We start from the raw sequence: 20,208 nt of genomic DNA on the forward strand, positions 1-20,208 counted from the left end.
AAATGCCACTTTAATGAGCTTCTTCTAAGCCAAGCTCAGGAGGCAGCTGCCTAAACATTTTTGTTAAGTTTAATAGATAGATAAATCCGATGAGAAGCCATGTTCCACCTAATAATAGGGAATGTTTGTCCAGCTTGGTAATCAACAGTCCAATAAGCGCCGTCCCAATAAGCGGGATTATCAAATATTGAATCGTTCCTTTAAAAGACCTCTGTTTTTTTCGGATAAAATAGTGTGCGATAACCGAAAGATTCACAAAGAAAAAGGCGAACAGCGCTCCAAAGTTAATAAGCGAAATGGCAGTGGTTAAATTTAGGAATAGTGCACTTAACGCAACAACACCAATGAGTAAAATATTGAATACCGGTGTGCGGTATTTTGGAGATAGATAGCCAAAGATTTTTTTCGGCAATACATCCTCCCTTCCCATTGCATACAGAATACGAGAGGCGCTCGTACCGGAAGCAACGGCTGAAGCAAAGGCGGCTGTTAGGCCGATTGCATTAAAGACACTCGTAAAAATATTCCCGCCAACATACATCGCAATGTCAATATAGGCGGATTCAGGATTTTTAAAAGACTGAAACGCTGGATAAATGAGTTGTAAAACATACGTACCCGAGATAAACATGAACCCACCAATAAGCGTGATGATATAGATCGCTCTCGGCAATGTTTTCCTGGGTTCCTTAGTCTCTTCTGACAACGTAGTAACGGCATCAAAGCCTAAAAAAGAAAAACATAAAATAGGAATAATAGATAGTAGCGTTGGTACTTTAATGTGAGAATCATAGAAGGGAACGGTTGAAAATAATGTCCCTGCTCCTCTTCCTGCAAAAATTCCTTTAATCGACAAAATCAGAAACAGTACAAACGAAAAAACTTGTAAGAGAAGTAAGATGGTATTAAAATTCGCTGCTAATTTTATACCTAGGATGTTGACAATCGTAATAATCACAATAAATGAAATGATCCAAACAGACATTGGAACGGATGGGAACATTGCATGTAGTGCGATTGCATTGAGAAGGGAACTGATCATCGGGCTAAACACATAATCGAGTATGATTGTCCAACCAACGAGAAACCCTAAATGAGGGCTTATCGATTTTTGTGCAAACGTATAAGCTGCCCCTGCATTTGGGAACGCTTTCACCAATTCCGCATAGCTATAAGCTGTAAATAACATGACAATTAGAGCAATCGCATAAGCGGTGGGGAGCATCCCATTTGTACTTGTAACAGCTACCCCATATGTTGAAAACATAGTCGTTGGAGCCATAAAGGTTAAACCAAAGAACACAACATATTTTAATGATAAAGAACGCTTTAGAGTTGGCGTGCATGTTTGATTCATAGATCAATCCTCCTTATTTGCGTATTAATTGCCCTTATTCCCTATTGAAAATGACCTTTTCGCCTATAACATAGAAATCATCCCTCATTTCAGAATAATATGAAAATATCATAAAGTCTTGTCCAACTCCAGAGTCAACTATTCCTAAAAAAAAAACAGCCTCGAATTGAAAAAATCATTTCGAAGGCTGTTTTCAATTTATCCTTTTTGAATAGGAATTTGGATTTCATAATAGGCTTCATCATATTGATCCGTCAAAGAGATATCAACCTGCATAATTGCAACAGCATCACCATTTGGAATGTAACCATGAATTTCGCAATGATGGAGCAGCTTTTTAAGCAAGTACAGCAAGTTCTCCCGATCAACTCCCCCATAGTAGGAGCATATATAGAGACCCTTTTCTAGTTTTTGAGTTGACTGTTCCGGTCCATCATCTTGAACAAGAATAAATAATTGGCATTGAAAAGCACTTAATTTACTGGAAGAATCAGATGTTTGGCGGATTTCATCAAAATATTCTTTTTTGATAAATTCTCCAAATTTATTGCTGGCCAATACCGGTATGTCCCCACCAATCATATTTTCAAGCTCCAACAGTCCAAAATATATATTTTCTTGATCCTCCCAACCTACTGGTCTGTCGAGCTGAATGTATTCTCGTTCTTCAAAATGTTTAATGACAATATCAGAATCCTGATAACTTTTTGTGAAACGTTCGATATTATTTAACCGGGTCTTCAATATTTTATGAATTTTTTGCAGCTCATTAATTTTTTCCTGAATATTGTCTAGTGATTGTTGAAGTAAATGAACCGATTTTTTGACGTTACGATTTGTTAGAAATTGCTTAATTTCCTCTAAAGAAAAACCAATTTTTCTTAATTCCTTGATGGTTCCAAGAATCTCATACTGATAAATCGAATAATACCGATAGCCAGTTTTAGGATCCGTGTAAATCGGCTTTAGCAATCCAATTTTATCGTAATGACGCAATGTATCCACTGTTACATTTCGAAGTTTTGCCATTTCTCCAATACTTAGCTTATTTTGCATGACCCTTTCTCCTTAAACGCAACTAACGGTAGTTAATAATTAGATTACAAGCTTATTATACTATTTAAAAAATTTAGTATACAATCTAAGATTTGACCAAACAGAGATAAAATTTTTTTGGGGGTCGGGTATATTGCTTAAAATCAATTATTTACACTTACAAACATGCAAATAATGGTGTATAATTACTTAAAACCACTTAAAAGGGAGGCTCAAATCTTGTACCAAGAGGAAAGATTATTATCAATCATGGATTTTCTAAAAGAGAATAACAGGATTTCGGTCGATCAAATTTGTTCACTGTTCGATGTCTCTAGAGATACAGCAAGAAGGGATCTTGTCAGGCTTGAGGAAGAAAAAGCGATTGTGCGTACTCGTGGCGGAGCGATCCTTCCATCCGTCCATGATGAGGTGAAAAACTATACAAAACGACTTAAAACTGTATCAGAAGAAAAAAAGAAAATCGGTAAAATGGCTGCCTCATTAATTTATCCTAACGACAGAGTAATCTTAGATGCCTCTACAACCGTCCAAGCTTGTGCAGAACAGATTGAAAGCATAGATTGTACCATTATCACCAACTCAATCAACCAGGCAGAAGTATTATCATCCAAGCCTCAAATAAATATTCAGCTTTTAGGGGGCACTCTGCAAAAAGAGCATCGATTTCTTTATGGCTCATCTGTAGTAGAAAAACTCTCTGAATACCATGTTGATAAGGTTTATATCGGAGTTGTTGGTATCTCGGAAAACGGATTAACGATCGCCCATGAGGAGGACGGTGTCGTAAAAAGAAAAATGATTCAGCAAGCAAAACAGGTCATTGTGCTAGCAGACCATACGAAGCTAGGCATTACAGATTTTTTTCGATTCGCTGACTTACAAGATATTGATCTCTTGATTACCGATAAAACCCCTGCGAAAGAGTTTAGGGAATTATTAAGTAAAAACAATGTAGAAATCTTAACAGCGGATTTTGAAGAAGGAGATGTTTAAAGTGGTAAAACTAATTGCCGTGGATTTGGATGGCACATTACTAAATGAAGAAAACCGTATAAGCCAAAGGAATCTGGAAGCAATTAAATTTGCCCAATCCAATGGTGTTGAAGTAGTCATCGCCACTGGTCGTGCCCATTTTGATGTTCAAGAGATTTTTAAAGATACTGGGTTGAAAACTTGGATCATTGCTGCAAATGGGGCAACCATTCATCAACCGAATGGAGAATTGGTCCACTCCAAAGCAATCAATCTTGAGGATGCCATTACTATTTTGAGCTGGCTGGAGAATGAGAACTTCTATTATGAGGTATTCACTAATCATTCAATTTTTACCCCGCAGAATGGACGGGAACTTTTAGCCATTGAAATGGATCGCGTGTCAAGTGCGAATCCAGATATAAGTATTGAACAGCTGAAATATGCTGCTGAAAAGCAATATAGTCAAACAGGCTTTTCCTATATTAAGTCATATTCAGATCTAGTAGGCAAAGAAATCGAATTGTATAACATCCTTGCATTTTCCTTTCATGAAGAGAAGCTGAAAAAAGGAAGGCGTCATTTTGAGCATTTGGAGGATGTAACAATTGTGAGCTCTGCGAAACATAATTTTGAATTCGAACATAAGAATGCATCTAAAGGCAATGCTTTAGAAATTCTTGCAAACAAGATAGGCATCCCCTTAACTGATACTGCTGCTGTCGGGGATAGTTTTAACGATTTATCCATGCTGCAGGTCGTTGGAAAAAGCTTTGCAATGGGGAATGCCCATGAAGCAATAAAGGATATATGTGATGAGGTTACCCTATCAAATGACAAAGATGGGGTTGCGCATTTGATCTATTCATTGATCCCAGTCACCGCAGATTAATTCTACAAGTTACTTAGACTCTCATTGGCGTAACGCATTTGCGGCGTGACAATGATGGTTTGAGCATATATTTTTGAATGCCCCGAAAAGGGTTAGCCGTTTTTGGGGGCTCGAAACTGAAAAAACAATGCAATTCGCAGCTGAATTGCATTGTTTTTTTGAGGTGTAAATTTATATGAATTGTTGCTTTTTAGGCTATAATCCCATTTTCAAACAAATATCGAGTATTTACAAATAATCAGGCTTATATGCATACATTACTTAAGCCTGATTCAAGAAAAGTTACGACTTTTGCACCTTCTTCAGGTGTGCCATACCGTTCCTTTATTTCGTATACTCATCCAACAGCTTGCTAATTGACTGATTAATCTCCCCAATATTCACGTTTCCCACTTGCGAATTATTCAATTCATATTTTATTTTTAATTGAATGATGCGACTGACACTGTCATTGATTCTTTGTTCGGAAATTTCCCCTTTTTGAACAGCAGTCTTTAAGGAAGAAATGGTTTCGACTATTTTGTTATAATCGTGGGCTACTAAAATAATGTCGCTGCCAGCCATGACTGATTCCACCGCCGCCCGGCCAATGGTGAAATGATTTGTAATTGCCTGCATCGTCATGTCATCAGTAATCACAACGCCACTGAAATTAAGCTGTTTTCTTAGAATCTCAGTCATAATCTTTTTAGACATGGATGCCGGAAAATGTTCATCCAGCTTTGGGAGCAAGATATGGGCTACCATTACCACATCAGCCCCATGATTAATGGCACGTTCAAACGGGATTAACTCAAGTTTTTTAAGTTGCGTTAGAGTTTTGTTGACGATGGGAAGTTCTAGATGGGAATCTACATCAGTATCTCCATGTCCGGGAAAATGCTTAATCGTTGGAATAATATTCTGCGACTGAATTCCTTTCATGGTTTGAATCCCAAGCTTGCTTACAACTTCCGGATTATTTCCGAATGACCTATTCCCTATTACTGGGTTGTGAGGATTACTATTGACATCTAGAACAGGCGCAAAATCAAGATTGAAACCAAATCCTTTTAGCTCTCTGCCTAAAATGGAACCAACTTTATAGGAAAGCTGAGTATTATTGATTGCTCCAATAACCTTATTTGTTGGAAAGTTAATAAGTCCTCCTGGCAGCCTAGAAACGCTACCGCCTTCTTGGTCAACACTTAACAAAAGCGGCATAGAGTTGGGAACATTATCAGACTTAATTTGGTTTAAAAGCTGAACCGTTTGTTGAGAGTTTACTAGATTATTAGCGTAAAAAATCAATCCTCCAACTTTGTATTTGGATATTAAATTTTTGGTATGGGCATCAACTGTGGTTCCATATATACCCCCGATGATCATCTGCCCAATTTTCTCATCCAAGCTCATACCAGATATGATTTCTGTGACACTATTTTGATGTGAAGACGGATTTGGATTATCAGTCTGTCCTGGATGATCAGATGGTTTCAGACCATCAGATTGACTTGGTTTACCCGATTGTTTTTTTATTTGGGTATAAACAGAAATATGATCCACTTCTGGATTCGGCTCCTGATCTGTTGGTTTTGGTAAAATCCACTTTAAATCGCACACAGAGGTAACATGATAAACTAAAATAATTTGGTCATGGGTACTATCTTTATAGTACCGAACCTCATCTGGTTCACCGCCCGCCTTCTTGATCTCATTTAATAGAATATTTTTTAATTCCGAATCATAAGACCTGATATCATTAACAATTTCATCATGGTAACCAAATACTACATGGTGATTTCTATACTCTTCGTAGATACCACTTGCAGTTTCAGTTCTTCGGTTAGGTTCTCCCCATTTATTATTGACTTCCTTCATTTCAGTCTTACCGGATATGAACGGGGCGTGTGCTACTTTTCCTTCCTTATACAATGAAAAGATTTCTTTTACTAGTGCATTAGCACTTGAGGTTTTGTCATGACCGGATGTGGAGGAGTTCTGACTAGGTGGAGGTGATGTTATCGTTGGATTTTTGACTGTCTGCTTCGCACTTCTATCTCCTCCGAAAACGAAAATGACAACAGCTAGAATAAGAGCTAGAGAAAGAACTGAAAAAATCAGCGGTTTCCACAGGGAATTTCTTGGTTCTGTCATATAATATTCCTCTCCTCCTTACTATAGACAAGAGAAAAAGTATTTCTTATGCTTAAATTCAACTGCTGAACCTTGTTCCATCTTGGCCGGAAAGTTGACTATCTTCCCATTTATATGCACCTATTTTAGAATCATGTTTACCATGGAGTAAACTGCTCCACTTCCCCCTAATCATTTTTCCCTTCATAGATCCCGCATCTTAAATTTTAGATTGGTTTTATTTTTTCAATAACAAATACATAAAGTAAGGCGCACCAATTAAAGCAACCATGATCCCGGCCGGTATTCCGTCGGGGTCAATGATATTTCGTCCGATCGAATCGGCGAGCAATAAGAGCCAGCCGCCTAACAGAATAGCAATCGGGATAAATAATTGGTTTCTCGGTCCGACTAAAGCCTTGGCAATATGCGGCGCCATCAGTCCAATAAAAGCAATTCCGCCGGTAACTGATACAGCTGCGGCGGCTAAAGCAACAGCAATGCTTAGAAAAACAATCCGCTCCTTTTCAAGCGCGATCCCCACGCCAATCGCAACTGGCTCACTAAGACCCAGGATATTCAAGCGATTGGCTTTATACAAGGTTAAGGGAATGAGAATCACAAGCCAAGGCAGGATTGCCCAGATAAACGGCCAATCGGTCCCCCAAATATTCCCCGCCAACCACCTTGCAATAAAATCAACCTTCGTCCGCTCCGCAGATGAAATCAGAATGATCATCAAACCTGAAAGAGCCATAGAAAAGCCGACACCGACAAGCACTAACCGGACCGGCTGCAGACCTGTACCCCGTTTATATGAAAAGACATAGATCAAAGCTGCAGTCAGAAAAGCTCCAATAAATGCAACTAGCGGAAGAACATACACAAATGAACCAACATCAATTGGAAAAAACAGAAAGAATACAGCAATCGCAACTCCAGCGCCCTGGTTAATCCCGATGATTCCCGGTTCTGCTAAATCATTGCGGGTAATTCCCTGCAAAATTGAACCAGATAAAGCGAGCGCCATTCCGGCTAATAGCGTAATCAAAATTCTCGGCAAGCGAATCGAGAATAAAACAAATTCCTCTTTAAAGGTCCCCTGCCCCATGATTGTAGGAATCAAGCGATCATAGGATACCGAAGAATAGCCAATCCCGATTGAAATAGCAATCGTCAGCAAAATCAGTACAAATAATCCCACCAGCATAATTCGCTGCTTTTTAAGTAATAAAGGATGAATCATGAGAATTTGTTCCCTCCTTTATGCACAATCATGAGAAAGAAGGGTAAACCGATGAGTGCTACAATCGCGGCAACCGGTGTTTCATAAGGAGCATTAATTGTTCGCCCCAGTGTATCGGCAAAAAGCATAAATGTCGCCCCTAAAATAGCCGAAAACGGGATAATTAATCGATAATCTGTTCCAACAATTGGACGAACGATATGCGGAACCATTAATCCAATAAAGGCCATATTGCCAACAAGGGCAACGGATGCACCGGCGAGTAAAATAATGACAAGAAACAGAACGAATTTAATATTGACCGTTTTTTGCCCTAATCCCACAGCGACTTCCTCATTTAAGCTAAGAATCGTCAGCTGCCTGGAGAGAAAAAGCGAAAGTAAGACTCCCACGACAATAAAAGGAACAATAACCCGAAGCTGATGCCAGGTGGTCCCAATCATTCCACCTGCTGTCCACATTGAAACATCCTTTGAAATTTTAAAGTAAATCCCAACACCTTCTGAAATCGCGTAAAGAAAAGCTGATACAGCCGTACCCGCCAGAACAATCCGAAGTGGTGAAAAACCGCCTTTTTTCATGACCCCGATTCCAAATACCAGAATCGAACCAATTGCGGCACCAATAAAACAGGCGACCATGATTCCAAAATAATTGGTGGACGGAATGAGGGCAATGGTAATCGCCAGCGCTGCATTAGCCCCCGCTGTTAACCCCAGCATACCTGGGTCTGCAAGCGGATTTCTTGTTAATCCTTGCATAATCGCACCGGAAACGGATAACGCCATTCCCACAAAGATGGCGGCGACTTCGCGCGGCAGGCGAATCTCTCGAATGAGGGAAATCTCTTGACTCTTCACGGTCGCTGTTAGCGCAAACCACACATCTTTGACCGTGGTATCTGCCGCTCCCAACACAATGGAAACAATAAACATCGCGAAAAATACCAACAAGAATAAGCTTAACTTGTATATAAAGGGAATCGATTTTGTCATCACAATCTCTCATCTTTCGGAAAGAGGAATTCAATAAAACTGAATTCCTCCTTTTAAAATTGTAGTTTTTGACTCTTAAAATGGATTCAGTCAAACGTTATCAAGTGAAACCCATCATGATTTATCTGCGATTCTGAGTCATTTATCTGCGAAAAAGGAACTTTTATCTGCGTACTGAAATGTTTTATCTGCGAACCAAAGAAAATAGAAAAAATTAGTTTCCTAGAAAGTCCTTTTTAAACGTTTCTAGCTGATAATCTAATGTTAACGGGTCATTGAAATAGAATTCTTTTGCATTTACTTCAAAAACATGTTTGTTTTTAACAGCTGGGATTTCTTTGTACGTATCGGTTTCTTGAAACGAGTTATCCGTATCTGAATTCTTACTTAAGATGAGATAATCCCCGGCATACTCAGGAAGGGCTTCCTGTGATAAGGCATAGTATCCATCTTTTTCTACCATCTTTTTCACTTTTTCCGGCATGTTTAACTTCATAGCTTGATATAAAATTTCTGTTCCGCGTCCCCAGTGGTCGCCGTAAGCATAGAGCTGCTTATCAAAGTTCTCTACAACCGAAACGGTCGCGTTTGGTCCAATTTTAGCTCGAATTTCTTCACCGGCTTTTTCTGCCCGCTGCTTGAAATCGTCCACCCAAGCCTGTGCTTCTTTTTGTTTATTTAATAGTTTTCCAATTTCAACGTGTTGCGTTAGATAATCTACTTTTCCGTACGTAAAAGTAACGGTAGGTGCAATTTTTTTCAATTTATCTACGTTTTTTATCGTAGACAACCCAATAATTAAATCTGGGTGTAATTCAATAATTTTTTCCAAGTTTTCATCCGATACTTCTTCGACATTTTTCAGCTTACTGTCAAAACGCGGGTTCATTTTTGACCAGGAATCCACTCCGACAAGCGGAACACCTAACGCCATGACATTCCCAGCAAATGAGGAAAGGACGACAACGCGTTTCGGATGTGCAGGAACCTTAACGGGTCCATTTTCTGATTGGTATGTAATCGTGTCTTTCTTTTTTGAATCCGAGTTAGTTGTTGTTTTAGTAGAGTTACTGCAAGCACTAATAATTAACACTAAGATTAAAATAAAGGGAATCATCAGCTTTTTCATGTTTCCTATCTCCTTTTAGTAAATTGTACGTGATGCACATGGGTTTATTGGTTCTTGGATCCTTCCCAATTTCAGCATCAATGTTGAATACCTTTCTTAACACGAGAGGAGTAAGAACCTCTTCACTCTGCCCCGCTTTCATGACTTGCCCGTCTTTTAACGCTATCAAATAATCTGCAAAACGAGCCGCTTGGTTTAAATCATGCAGCACCATGACAATCGTTCGTTCCTGTTCGCGATTAAGTCTTTGCAAGAGTTCTAGAACCTCTAACTGGTGAGCCATATCGAGATAGGTTGTTGGTTCATCGAGGAAGATGATTTCCGTTTCTTGGGCAAGAGCCATCGCAATCCAAACCCGCTGCCGCTGGCCGCCTGATAATGCATCGACAGGCCGATACTTAAAGCATGCAGTTCCAGTCACCTCAAGGGCCCAGTTAATGACTTCCATATCCTTTTTGGTCAAACGGCTAAAACCTTTTTGATAAGGAAAACGTCCATAGGAAACGAGTTCTCCTACCGATAATCCGCTGGCACTTTCAGGTGTTTGCGGCAGTATCGCCATTTTTTTAGCGAGAATTTTCGTGTTCTCCTGTGAGATATTTTTTCCGTCAAGGATTACGGTTCCAGATTGAAAAGGAATAATCCGGGATATCGCTTTTAAGAGAGTTGACTTTCCGCAGCCGTTGGAACCGATGATGGTCGTGATTTTTCTATCAGGAATTTGAACACTAAGATCTTTTACTATGACACGGTCACCGTACCCTATCGTGATTTCATTGGTATAAAGGCGAACCATTTTTTTGTAACCCCCTTTAGAAAAACGCAATTGATAATGATTATCATTTTCACAACTCCACTTTAATGGCAATTATATCCTCTGTCAATCATTTTTTTTAAATTGCTAAATTTATAGATACCTCTTTCGTGTCCGCCCTGAAAAGTTCTCTATTGCCAATTGAGTAAAAATTGTGTATGTTTAATTGAGAATGATAATCAATAACAATTATTTGCTGGGAGTGTGAGGAAATGAATCAGCAAGAATTATTTGATGTAACCGTGATTGGCGGCGGACCGGCAGGACTCTACTCTGCCTTTTACAGTGGATTACGCGAAATGAAAACAAAGATCATCGAATTTCAACCGCAGTTAGGCGGTAAATTACATATCTATCCAGAAAAGATTGTTTGGGATGTGGGCGGCTTAACACCTGTCCCCGGAGAAACCTTACGGAAGCAGCTTGTCCAGCAGGGATTAACGTTTAACCCGGAAGTCGTTTTAAATGAAAAAGTGGAGTCAATCTGCCGGGATGAAGCGGGGATTTTCGTTTTAAAAACGGCATCAGGGAAAATGCATTTTTCAAAAACGGTCATCGTGGCAGTTGGCAGCGGGATCTTAAAACCGCAAAAACTGGAAATTGAAGGTGCAGAAAGATTCGAAGTTTCGAATTTGAATTATACCGTGAAGTCGTTAAACCATTTTAAAAATAAAACAGTTATCATATCCGGCGGCAGCAATACGGCGATTGATTGGGCCAATGAGTTGGTGCCAGTTGCCAAACAAGTTTATCTAACCTATCGGAAGGACAAATTATCAGGACATGAGGCGCAGGTTTCCCAGTTATTGAACAGTTCTGCCCATTGTTTCTTAAATACCTCGATTACGAAATTAGTTGCTTCCCACGAGCATGATGTGATTAAGAAGGTGTGCTTGACCCATCAAGAAACGGGTGAAAGCTTTTCTCTGGAGATCGATGAGGTAATCATCAATCATGGCTATGAACAAGATGCGGCCTTATTGGATCATAGTGAATTGTCTATTGAACGGGCTGAGCAATCTTATATTGCTGGCAATGCGACATGTGAGTCTTCTGTTGAGGGAATTTATGCGGCTGGAGATATTCTCATGTACGAAGGGAAAGTGAATTTAATTGCGGGTGCTTTCCAAGATGCGGCCAATGCAGTCAATAAAGCAAAGCAACTTATTCAGCCGCACGCACCTAAAGTGGCGATGGTCTCTTCGCATAATGAAGTCTTTCAGAAACGGAATCGGGAATTCATTAAGCAAATGATGAAGTAAATTTCAGTAGATTTCGCCAATATACCTTCCTCAACTTCATGTTTTTTTAAAGAAGGGTTAACAGGTTTATAACATCTATGACATATTCTATTAATATTATTTCTTTATAGTATAGGTAGTGGGGGTAGCATGAGTGGCTACCATGGTATTTGGCGTAGGAGGAGCCGATACAAGTGAGCGGGTCAATATATTGGATTTAAAAGCTAAATTAAAAACCGACAAAATTTAATATGAAGAGGAAGAGAAATTATTGGGGACATTTATCAAGATACTCGCTTGATTTTGTCCCCAATCTAGTTTATTGAAGGCAGTTTTTACGTTTACTCTCCTGACTTTGGCCTCTATCATACCTGACACTGACCGCATTTCCCCTTTCATTATGATATACTTTAGAAAGTGTATTTTCCTGAAAGGAGTAAATAAATGGAATTAACAAATTCTAATACTCAGACGAAATCGTCTTATCTTTTTTTCCTCGTTACCGGGATTATCCTTGTCGCCTTTAATTTGCGACCGGCGATTACCTCTGTTGGGCCATTAATTGGAATGATTCAGAAAGATGTCGGACTTGCCCATTGGAGCGCAGGCCTGTTAATGAGTTTACCGTTAATCGTTTTTGCCGTCATGTCACCAATTGTTCCAAAACTAGCCAATCGATTTTCAAACGAAAAGACTCTGCTCATTGGCTTGGTTTCACTTTTGATTGGGATTAGTATACGGGTGATCCCCATGACATTTTTTCTCTTTGTCGGAACCCTATTGGCCGGGATGGGAATAGCGATTGGAAATGTGCTTTTGCCAGCTGTTGCAAAGGACAAGTTCCCACAAAAATTCGGGTTGATGACAAGTGTTTACTCTACCTCGATGGGATTTGTTGCATCCTTAGCATCCGGAGTAAGTGTCCCATTAGCAACGGGATTAAACCTTGGCTGGCAGGGAGCCTTAATTGTTTGGGGAATTCCAGCTATTGTAGCCATCTTGGTTTGGAGCTTTCTTGTCAAATTTAATCAAGGAAGCCAGAATGCAGTCAGAAAAGTAACTCCCAGTTCAAATCAAATCTGGCGTTCAAAACTTGCCTGGCAAATCGCCATTTTTATGGGGTTTCAATCCTTCTTATTTTATGTAACGATTTCTTGGCTGCCTGAAATCCTGCACAGTCACGGCATTAGTGTTGAAACAGCAGGTTGGCTCCTTTCCTTTACCCAACTCGTGGGATTACCGGCCAGTTTCTTCGTCCCTGTTATGGCAGGACGGTTTCGTTCACAAGTTGGTATTTCCTTCGGATTAAGTTTGAGTGCTTTAGTCGGCTTTACAGGATTACTCTTTGGCTCATCCTATCCGGTTTTAATTATCAGTATTATTTTAATCGGAATTGCCTTGGGTGGGAGCTTTCCATTAGCCCTTAGCTATATCGGCCTTCGTGCCCGAAGTGCTGCCCAAGCTGCCGATTTATCGGGAATGGCCCAATCAACTGGTTATATTCTTGCCGCAATCGGACCGTTATTTATTGGGTTTTTATATGACCAAACCCATATGTGGACCATCCCACTCATCACTCTCATTATTGTTTCTGTCATTCAGATGACATTTGGAATGCTATCCGGCCGGAATCGGTATGTGTAAGGGCGAAAACTTAACATAAGTAATTTTTATAACCAAAATGCAAAAGGTATCTCCAATTCGTTTTTCTGGGGATACCTTTTAATAATTATAAGCTGAGATCGTCCCCTCACCCTATTCTTCCTTATAAAATCGCTCACCGGTTTCCGGATTAAAGTAAACAACTAATCTTTTATTTGTAGTTGGATCAATTGAGACCTCATTTGTCCGGACGAAGCCCTTAGGCACTTGTTGTCCATGCTTCGATTTAAAGCGGCGATCCCAAATCAACCAGGAACCAATGATTAAAATAATAAGAATGATGAGTTGGATACCGTAATAACCCAAAATCCATTTCATCGTCTATTCCTTTTCCGCAATAACAGCTGTTCCATACGCGACGATTTCACTCATATTCTGACCGATTTCACCAGAGTCGAAGCGCATCATAATAATCGCATTTGCCCCCATTGCCTGCGCATTTTTCACCATGCGGTCGATTGCTTGTTTTCTAGCATCTTCCAGCATTTCTGTATACTGATTAATTTCTCCACCCACGAGCCCTTTAAGAGAAGCCATGATATCCTTACCAAGTCCTCTCGCCCTTACGGTTAATCCAAATACTGGTCCAATCACTTCTGTAATTTTATGATTCGCAATATTCTCGGTTGTTACGATGTTCATTTGAATCCGCCCCCTTTAAAAATAGTCCTACAAGTTTATTTTACTTTGCAAAGAATAGAAAATGCCATTACTTTTACAACATTTTGGTAAATTTGTCCTAAAACAAGGAAAGCCACCCCAATATTTATAGACAAATGGTTCGTTAAAAATTAGAAATTATTCCCTTATAGTAAAATTGAGGAAAATATATTTTTGTTTGTGAATAAGGATGAAGTAGTTTTATGGATAATGAGATAAATTCATTTGATGCAATCCTTGCTTTGACAATCGGTAAGCCAGAAATGCGCTTTCACCTTCTGCCGCATCATTAAAAAATACTGATTTTATTCAGTTAAATCCTTCTCAAACATCACCATATCCAATGCCCTTATCCCATTTTCAAAAATGGGCGTGGGATACTTTTTAAAGAAATCCTTTTTAATTTCAACCATCCTAAAACCAACTTTTTGATAAAAAGCAATGTTTGCAATACTAGAATTGGCGGTTCCGACGATCATTTTCTGTAATCCCTTAGATTGGTATAGTTTATAAGCCTCCATTACGACTTGTTTACCTACTCCTCTTCCTCTATACTCTTCAACGATTGCAATATTCTTAAGCTCGACTATTTGATTGGCTAGGAAAGTAAATAATGCAACACCAATACAAATCCCATCCTGGCAAATTGTGAACATCTCACCGTCATATATGTATTCCTTCACTACCTCCTCACTCTCATCAGCTAAAAGAAGATAATCAAGATATAGAATTCTTTTTTCTTGTACAACTGGATCTAGTACACAAGTATCCATAACTTCCTCCTCAATAAATTCCTTCATTCACCAATCATAATCGGTATACTTCCCCCATCACAATCCTATATAAAGAAAAATGCTAAGAAAGGACAGGGTCAAAGTAGATTTTTATGAAAAAGCTTAATTTACTTTGTTTTTGTAACCTCACAAGGCTTTGCTTTTGTTTGCATTAACAATTTTAGAGAACGGCAGAGTATTTATCTCTGTTGTAGTCTTTGTAGTAATCTATGAAGTAATCTCTGGTATTGCTTGTATCAAACCGAACTCCTCTATTTGCTCATCCAGAGACGATGGAAAGTTCATATTGATTTTAGGATAGTTTCATTTTTTACCTTAAATGACGGAATGGTCCATCCATCTACTCAAATTGTCTTGTTGCAGTTGCTCACAGGCTTTTCACTCTTCCTATTTAAGAATGGTATTATATTAATTAAATGATTTGGGAGGGATAGTAATGAAAACACTAGTAAAGGTGGTTGCTGCCATTATTGAAAATGAGCACGGTGAAGTCTTATGTGCTCTTCGGTCACCTCAAATGTCGACCCCAAATATGTGGGAATTTCCAGGTGGGAAAGTAGAAGTAAATGAAGATATTTATACCGCATTAAAAAGAGAAATTGACGAGGAATTGGATTGCAAGATTGAAACATCGAAAAAGGTTTTTAATGACACCACCCATGAATATGAAACAGTTATCATAAATTTGCTTTCGATTAAATGCAAAGTCGTGGAGGGCTCCCCTACACCAAGAGAGCACTCTAAACTAATTTGGCTAAAAAGAGAAAATCTAGATTCATTGAAATGGGCACCTGCTGATATTCCCGCAGTACTGCAGTTAATCAATGAAAAATAGTCTTCTTGTCATCGAAGACTATTTTTCACGTCAGATGCACTTTAACTAAACGTTTAATTAGTATATGCTAATTCGGGCAAAAGCTTTATTCTATGGGAATAGCTGCTTTTAATCAAATGATTGATTAGTATATCCTAATCCTTCCTAATCCTTCGCGGCCGTATAACTAATTCCCCGCCACAATTAGGGCAAACACCATTCATCTCTTTTGTACAATCATGACAGAAAGTACATTCATAACTACAGATATAAGCTTCCCCTTCCTGATGAACTGGTTGATTGCATTTTTCACATACACTCCGCATTTCTAACGCCATCACAAATCCCCCCTATTTTACTAAATTTAAAAACCTTGACCACGAAATATTCCTTCCTGTAACCACAACCGCTATCTTACGCCCCTTTATTTCTACCCCTAATTGTCTCAATGCTGCTATCCCCGCTGCACCCGAGGGTTCCACAATGTATTGATGCTTCAACATTGATTTCATCGCTTCGATGATATCTTCATCGGTTACAGTTAGAATTCGATCAATATGTTCATGGATAATCGGAAACGTTAGCGTCTCCGGTTCAATTGGCCCGCTCAATCCCTCTGCAATTGAAGGCTGCAAATCAACTGGACAGACTTCACCATTTTGATGCCAGACAGCAAATGTTGGGCTGTTCTTAGTTTGAACACCCCACACCTTAATATTGGGATTTATTGATTTAAGAGCAATACACAAACCAGCTGTAAGTCCCCCACCACCTAAACAGGTAATGACGGTGTCAACATCAGTTAAATCTTCTAAAATCTCTAAACCAATCGTCCCTCCCGCTTCAATCATGCTGCGGTTATTGTAGGCCGAAAGGAAAGTATAACCGGTTTCCTCGGCAGCTCTTAAGGCCGACACCCTCGCTTCCTCAATCGAATCAAAGTAAGTAATAACTGCCCCGTAGCTTTCCAGGGCTTTCACTTTACTCTCGTCAACATCAAACGGCAAATAGACAAACGCTGGAACGTTCAATTTATGGGCAGCATAGGCCAATCCAATGCCATGATTGCCGGCAGAAGGTGCAATCACTCCGAGTTCACATTGATTTTTTTGTAATGTTAACAGCTTATTGAAAGCTCCTCTTGCCTTGAAACTACCGGTTACCTGAAGGTCTTCCAGTTTTAAATAAATATCTGAATCATATAAGCGACTAAGCTCTCCGTTGTATTCTAGTGGCGTATGGCGGATGTAAGGCTTAATCCGACCGTGTGCCTGGATTATATGCTGTAATGTTATTAAGTCAGAATTCATAACGATCAACTCCCTTATCAACATTTTACTTGCAAACACGTGTCAGGAGATAATACCGTTAAGTTATATAGTCATAACTATTCGTTATGACTATATTTATCAGTTCAATACTGGAATGTTTTGTAATACACTATGACTACCAATACTTTTCAAGGATTTGATCCGAATGTTTAAACTCGCTCAACTTCATTACTTTGTTATCACCGTTGAGGCAGGTAGTATGACTCAAGCGGCTAAAACTCTCTTTATCTCGCAGCCTGCCCTTTCAAAACAATTATCCTTACTTGAAAAAGAACTAAATTGTCAGTTGTTCCAGCGAAAAACAACGGGCATCGAGCTTACGAAGGCGGGCAAATTTTTCTATGACAAAGCAGTTGTCATCCTAAGAGGTACAGAAAGTCTGGCCAAATCTATGGAGGCTTTCTCCAGTAAAAATACAATTAAAATTGGGGCGCTTCCCAGTATCGGAAGCTATTTTTTGCCAAGTGTGATAAGTAAAATTGGTTCATCCTTTAAGGTAGAGTTAACGTTAAAAGACACTACACAGGAATTAATTGATCTGTTGGATTCTGACTTTATTGATTTTGCCTATGTCCAGGACACTAGTAATCTTAAAAATAATATAAAATGTAAAGAACTATTCTGGGAGCCATATGATGCTATAGTACCTGGATTACAGGCTAGTGAATCAACAATTACTCTAGACGAATTTCTACAGCACAACTTAATTCTTCATAAACATCCTTGTGATATCCGCTTGTACTTCGAGAAATATTGCAGGGATCAAAACCTGGATTTCAATGTATTAATTGATCTTGAAGCCAATGAATCCATTATCCCTTTTGTTAGCAAAGGAATTGGCTCCTCCATCTTACCTAGGATGGTAACTAGCCAAGTTCAAGAAAATTCTACTAAAATCATTTTACTTGAAGGGGAAAAGCTACAGAGACGTGTGGATTTTTTATATAAACCGATGTTGAAAAAGATTGCTTTGAAACTGATTGCTTACTCGCTTGAATCTTCTTTCATTTAACTAAATGAATTTGTTTTTCCATCAAACGTCAGAATAATTCACCTAAAACAAAAATTATAGGAGGGATAATGACATGATAAAAGGTTTATATGAGGCACATTTACCAGTTAGTAACTTAAAACAATCTATTGAATTTTATCAAAAGTTAGGTCTAAAACTTTATAAAAAATATGATAAAGTTGCTTTCTTTTGGATTGAAGAAGGAAAAAGTTGGATTGGTTTATGGGAAGGTCCAGAATCAAAAATTCCTTATCATGTATCGTTGAGACATATAGCATTTTATGTTGATTTAGAAGATATAAAGAAAGCCAAGACTTGGTTAAAAGAACGTGGAATTGAGGTAAAGGAGGAGTTTGGGAAAGAACCAAAAGAACCAGTTGTTGTTCCTAATCAAGCTCACGCAATGATTTACTTTGATGACCCTGATGGGAACAGTTTGGAGTTTATTACAAGATTACCAAAAGAGATTGAGCAAGCAGAAAAAATATATTTGAGTGAGTGGGAGAAGCTATACTTATAACTCTTTAATATGTGGGATTTCAGCAATTGGTTTATGAAAAATGGTCTTTAACTAAACGTTTAATTAGTATATGCTATTGCCGGTAAAAGCTTTATTCATTGGATAGCCGCTTTTAACCAAACGATTGATTAGTATATACTAGTTCTTTTCACCTCTTTATCTATTGATAGAGCTATATTATTCCCTCCTAGGCATTCCTAATTTTGTTTTCTCTCAGGTATTCATACACTAATCTTTCATTAAATAATGCTTCTTTTTTTAATTATCAAATCCAACCACCGGCTACCTTACACCTAATTCCATTCCAAGAGTCTAGCTAGAAATGATATCATATGTATAATACATTTATTGGCTGTGAATATGTGGTGGGATTTGTACAGGCGAAGAAATTCGGAAGAAAAGAAACCGATTGGACTCATCACTGATGATGACCTTCCCTTTTAACATGGAAAAAGTCCCTCAACCAGGCTTTGAAGGACATTTCTTGATCTTGAATCACAGAAATTGTCTTTCATCCAGGCTTTGAAAGAATTTTTTCGTCCATGAAATCTAGCAGTCCGCATTAGAAGTAACTCACTACTACAATAACAACCATATATTGGTCATCATCACTTTATAGGAGGAGGAACTCCCATGTACGTTCACCGGGACTTTCCTGAATTTTCGTGGTCCAATTCCAGGCATAAAACATTCCTGGAATGTGTGCGAAAGTATTATCACCAATACTATGAATCTCATAATGGCTGGTTATATGAAGCACCCGATGAAAATAAAGCAGCCTACCGGCTTAAAAATATCAAAAACATCCCCATTCTATTGGGGGACCTAATCCACAAAGCGATTGACTGGCAGCTCAAGAAGTTTCTCAATGACAAAAGCCTGTTTACTGAAGATGAGATGATTACTTTGATCACTCGAAGTCTCAATAAGGCCTACCTTGATTCCACCAAGCATCGACAGCTATGGTTTAACAAGCCGAAGCAATACCAAATGCTCCATGAAATCTATTATGGAAATGGGCTTAGCAAGGATGCCATTGCCGCTGCGAAAATGAAGCTGGACCTATGTGTGAAGAACTTCTTCACAAGCAAGACCTACCAAGATATTCTGACAAAACTAGAGATGCATGTCTTGCATTCAGAGGATTTTCAAACGTTTGAGGTTAATGGTGTCGATGTGTTCGTTGTACTCGACTTTGTTTATAAAGATGTGAGTCAGGAAAAGTGGATTGTCGTCGACTGGAAAACGGGGAAAGAATCAGAGGATGATCGCAAACAGCTAGCCTTTTATGCCCTTTTTCTATCAAAACAACACAATATTCCAATAGAAGACATCATCCTTCGCAATGAATATTTGCTATCTGGCAAACACCAGGAATATAAATTAACCGAGTTCGAAATAGAATCCGCTCAAGCCTTAATGAATGACAGTATCTATTATATGTTGAAATACCTTGAGGATCCTGTAAAAAATATGCCGCTGAATATTGAACAGTTTGAGATGAATCCTTCGAGAAAGTGTCAGAACTGTAATTTTAAGGAGAAATGTTTGTCGGTTCATGATTCACTGAATGGTTAAAAAGCCTAAACCAAGTT

20 protein-coding genes are annotated in these 20,208 nt (G+C 38.8%); 8 read left to right on the plus strand and 12 right to left on the minus strand.

Annotated features, from left to right (window positions below):
• Positions 1-10: 10 nt before the first annotated feature.
• Both E2K98_RS18365 and E2K98_RS18370 read right to left on the minus strand, forming a co-directional pair.
• The gene (locus tag E2K98_RS18365) at positions 11-1,357 is read right to left on the minus strand and encodes an APC family permease (protein WP_133336647.1); all 1,347 of its coding nucleotides are present in this window, start codon (positions 1,355-1,357) and stop codon (positions 11-13) included.
• A gap of 198 nt (positions 1,358-1,555) precedes the next feature.
• The gene (locus tag E2K98_RS18370) at positions 1,556-2,413 is read right to left on the minus strand and encodes a MerR family transcriptional regulator (protein ID WP_133336649.1); all 858 of its coding nucleotides are present in this window, start codon (positions 2,411-2,413) and stop codon (positions 1,556-1,558) included.
• A gap of 219 nt (positions 2,414-2,632) precedes the next feature.
• Between E2K98_RS18370 and E2K98_RS18375 the strand changes: the two genes are divergently transcribed.
• Both E2K98_RS18375 and E2K98_RS18380 read left to right on the plus strand, forming a co-directional pair.
• On the plus strand, positions 2,633-3,409 hold the full coding sequence (locus tag E2K98_RS18375; RefSeq protein ID WP_133336651.1) for a DeoR/GlpR family DNA-binding transcription regulator: 777 nt from the start codon (positions 2,633-2,635) through the stop codon (positions 3,407-3,409).
• On the plus strand, positions 3,402-4,280 hold the full coding sequence (locus E2K98_RS18380; protein WP_133336653.1) for a Cof-type HAD-IIB family hydrolase: 879 nt from the start codon (positions 3,402-3,404) through the stop codon (positions 4,278-4,280). The genes E2K98_RS18375 and E2K98_RS18380 overlap by 8 nt, the downstream gene beginning before the upstream one ends.
• A 324-nt stretch (positions 4,281-4,604) precedes the next feature.
• Here E2K98_RS18380 and nagZ read toward each other — a convergent pair whose 3' ends face one another.
• The 5 genes from nagZ to E2K98_RS18405 all read right to left on the minus strand — a co-directional run bounded on the left by nagZ (position 4,605) and on the right by E2K98_RS18405 (position 10,561).
• Complete coding sequence (gene nagZ / locus E2K98_RS18385; RefSeq protein WP_133336655.1) at positions 4,605-6,416, minus strand: beta-N-acetylhexosaminidase; 1,812 nt, start codon at positions 6,414-6,416, stop codon at positions 4,605-4,607.
• A 217-nt stretch (positions 6,417-6,633) separates the two neighbouring features.
• Positions 6,634-7,641 carry a FecCD family ABC transporter permease gene (locus tag E2K98_RS18390; RefSeq protein WP_133336657.1) on the minus strand — a complete coding sequence of 336 codons (1,008 nt, stop codon included), beginning with the start codon at positions 7,639-7,641 and terminating at the stop codon, positions 6,634-6,636.
• Positions 7,638-8,636 carry a FecCD family ABC transporter permease gene (locus E2K98_RS18395; RefSeq protein ID WP_133336659.1) on the minus strand — a complete coding sequence of 333 codons (999 nt, stop codon included), beginning with the start codon at positions 8,634-8,636 and terminating at the stop codon, positions 7,638-7,640. Before E2K98_RS18395 ends, E2K98_RS18390 begins: the two co-directional genes overlap by 4 nt.
• A 214-nt stretch (positions 8,637-8,850) precedes the next feature.
• On the minus strand, positions 8,851-9,765 hold the full coding sequence (locus E2K98_RS18400; protein WP_133336661.1) for an iron-hydroxamate ABC transporter substrate-binding protein: 915 nt from the start codon (positions 9,763-9,765) through the stop codon (positions 8,851-8,853).
• Positions 9,716-10,561, minus strand: coding sequence for an ABC transporter ATP-binding protein (locus tag E2K98_RS18405; protein ID WP_133336663.1), 846 nt, complete (start codon positions 10,559-10,561; stop codon positions 9,716-9,718). The genes E2K98_RS18400 and E2K98_RS18405 overlap by 50 nt, the downstream gene beginning before the upstream one ends.
• Positions 10,562-10,791: 230 nt before the next feature.
• Between E2K98_RS18405 and E2K98_RS18410 the strand changes: the two genes are divergently transcribed.
• Complete coding sequence (locus tag E2K98_RS18410; RefSeq protein ID WP_133336665.1) at positions 10,792-11,841, plus strand: NAD(P)/FAD-dependent oxidoreductase; 1,050 nt, start codon at positions 10,792-10,794, stop codon at positions 11,839-11,841.
• Positions 11,842-12,264: 423 nt separating this feature from the next.
• Positions 12,265-13,464, plus strand: a complete 1,200-nt coding sequence (locus E2K98_RS18415) for a CynX/NimT family MFS transporter (RefSeq protein ID WP_133336677.1) — start codon at positions 12,265-12,267, stop codon at positions 13,462-13,464.
• Between the two features lie 111 nt (positions 13,465-13,575).
• Here E2K98_RS18415 and E2K98_RS18420 read toward each other — a convergent pair whose 3' ends face one another.
• The 3 genes from E2K98_RS18420 to E2K98_RS18430 form a co-directional block, all read right to left on the minus strand.
• Positions 13,576-13,800, minus strand: coding sequence for a hypothetical protein (locus tag E2K98_RS18420; RefSeq protein ID WP_133336679.1), 225 nt, complete (start codon positions 13,798-13,800; stop codon positions 13,576-13,578).
• A gap of 3 nt (positions 13,801-13,803) precedes the next feature.
• A complete protein-coding gene (locus E2K98_RS18425; protein WP_026573696.1) occupies positions 13,804-14,124 on the minus strand; it encodes a YbjQ family protein in 321 nt (106 codons plus the stop codon).
• 323 nt (positions 14,125-14,447) lie between these two features.
• On the minus strand, positions 14,448-14,915 hold the full coding sequence (locus E2K98_RS18430) for a GNAT family N-acetyltransferase (RefSeq protein WP_133336681.1): 468 nt from the start codon (positions 14,913-14,915) through the stop codon (positions 14,448-14,450).
• A gap of 457 nt (positions 14,916-15,372) precedes the next feature.
• On the opposite strand from E2K98_RS18430, the gene E2K98_RS18435 reads away from it, so the two are divergent.
• Positions 15,373-15,771: a (deoxy)nucleoside triphosphate pyrophosphohydrolase gene (locus E2K98_RS18435; RefSeq protein ID WP_133336683.1), complete on the plus strand. Its 399-nt coding sequence runs from the start codon at positions 15,373-15,375 to the stop codon at positions 15,769-15,771.
• 134 nt (positions 15,772-15,905) lie between these two features.
• On the opposite strand, the gene E2K98_RS18440 is transcribed toward E2K98_RS18435, so the two are convergent.
• Together E2K98_RS18440 and E2K98_RS18445 are read right to left on the minus strand one after the other, a co-directional pair.
• Positions 15,906-16,088 carry a DUF1272 domain-containing protein gene (locus E2K98_RS18440; protein WP_133336685.1) on the minus strand — a complete coding sequence of 61 codons (183 nt, stop codon included), beginning with the start codon at positions 16,086-16,088 and terminating at the stop codon, positions 15,906-15,908.
• A gap of 12 nt (positions 16,089-16,100) precedes the next feature.
• Entirely contained in the window at positions 16,101-17,060 is a 960-nt protein-coding gene (locus E2K98_RS18445) for a threonine ammonia-lyase (protein ID WP_133336687.1), read from the minus strand.
• 166 nt (positions 17,061-17,226) lie between these two features.
• Here E2K98_RS18445 and E2K98_RS18450 point away from each other — a divergent pair, with 166 nt between their 5' ends.
• The 3 genes from E2K98_RS18450 (at position 17,227) to E2K98_RS18460 (ending at position 20,191) form a co-directional block, all read left to right on the plus strand.
• Positions 17,227-18,093: a LysR family transcriptional regulator gene (locus tag E2K98_RS18450; RefSeq protein ID WP_133336689.1), complete on the plus strand. Its 867-nt coding sequence runs from the start codon at positions 17,227-17,229 to the stop codon at positions 18,091-18,093.
• 73 nt (positions 18,094-18,166) lie between these two features.
• A complete protein-coding gene (locus E2K98_RS18455; protein ID WP_133336691.1) occupies positions 18,167-18,613 on the plus strand; it encodes a VOC family protein in 447 nt (148 codons plus the stop codon).
• A 633-nt stretch (positions 18,614-19,246) separates the two neighbouring features.
• A complete protein-coding gene (locus E2K98_RS18460) occupies positions 19,247-20,191 on the plus strand; it encodes a PD-(D/E)XK nuclease family protein (protein ID WP_133336694.1) in 945 nt (314 codons plus the stop codon).
• Positions 20,192-20,208 lie beyond the last annotated feature (17 nt).

The sequence above is a fragment of the Bacillus salipaludis genome (genome assembly GCF_004358205.1).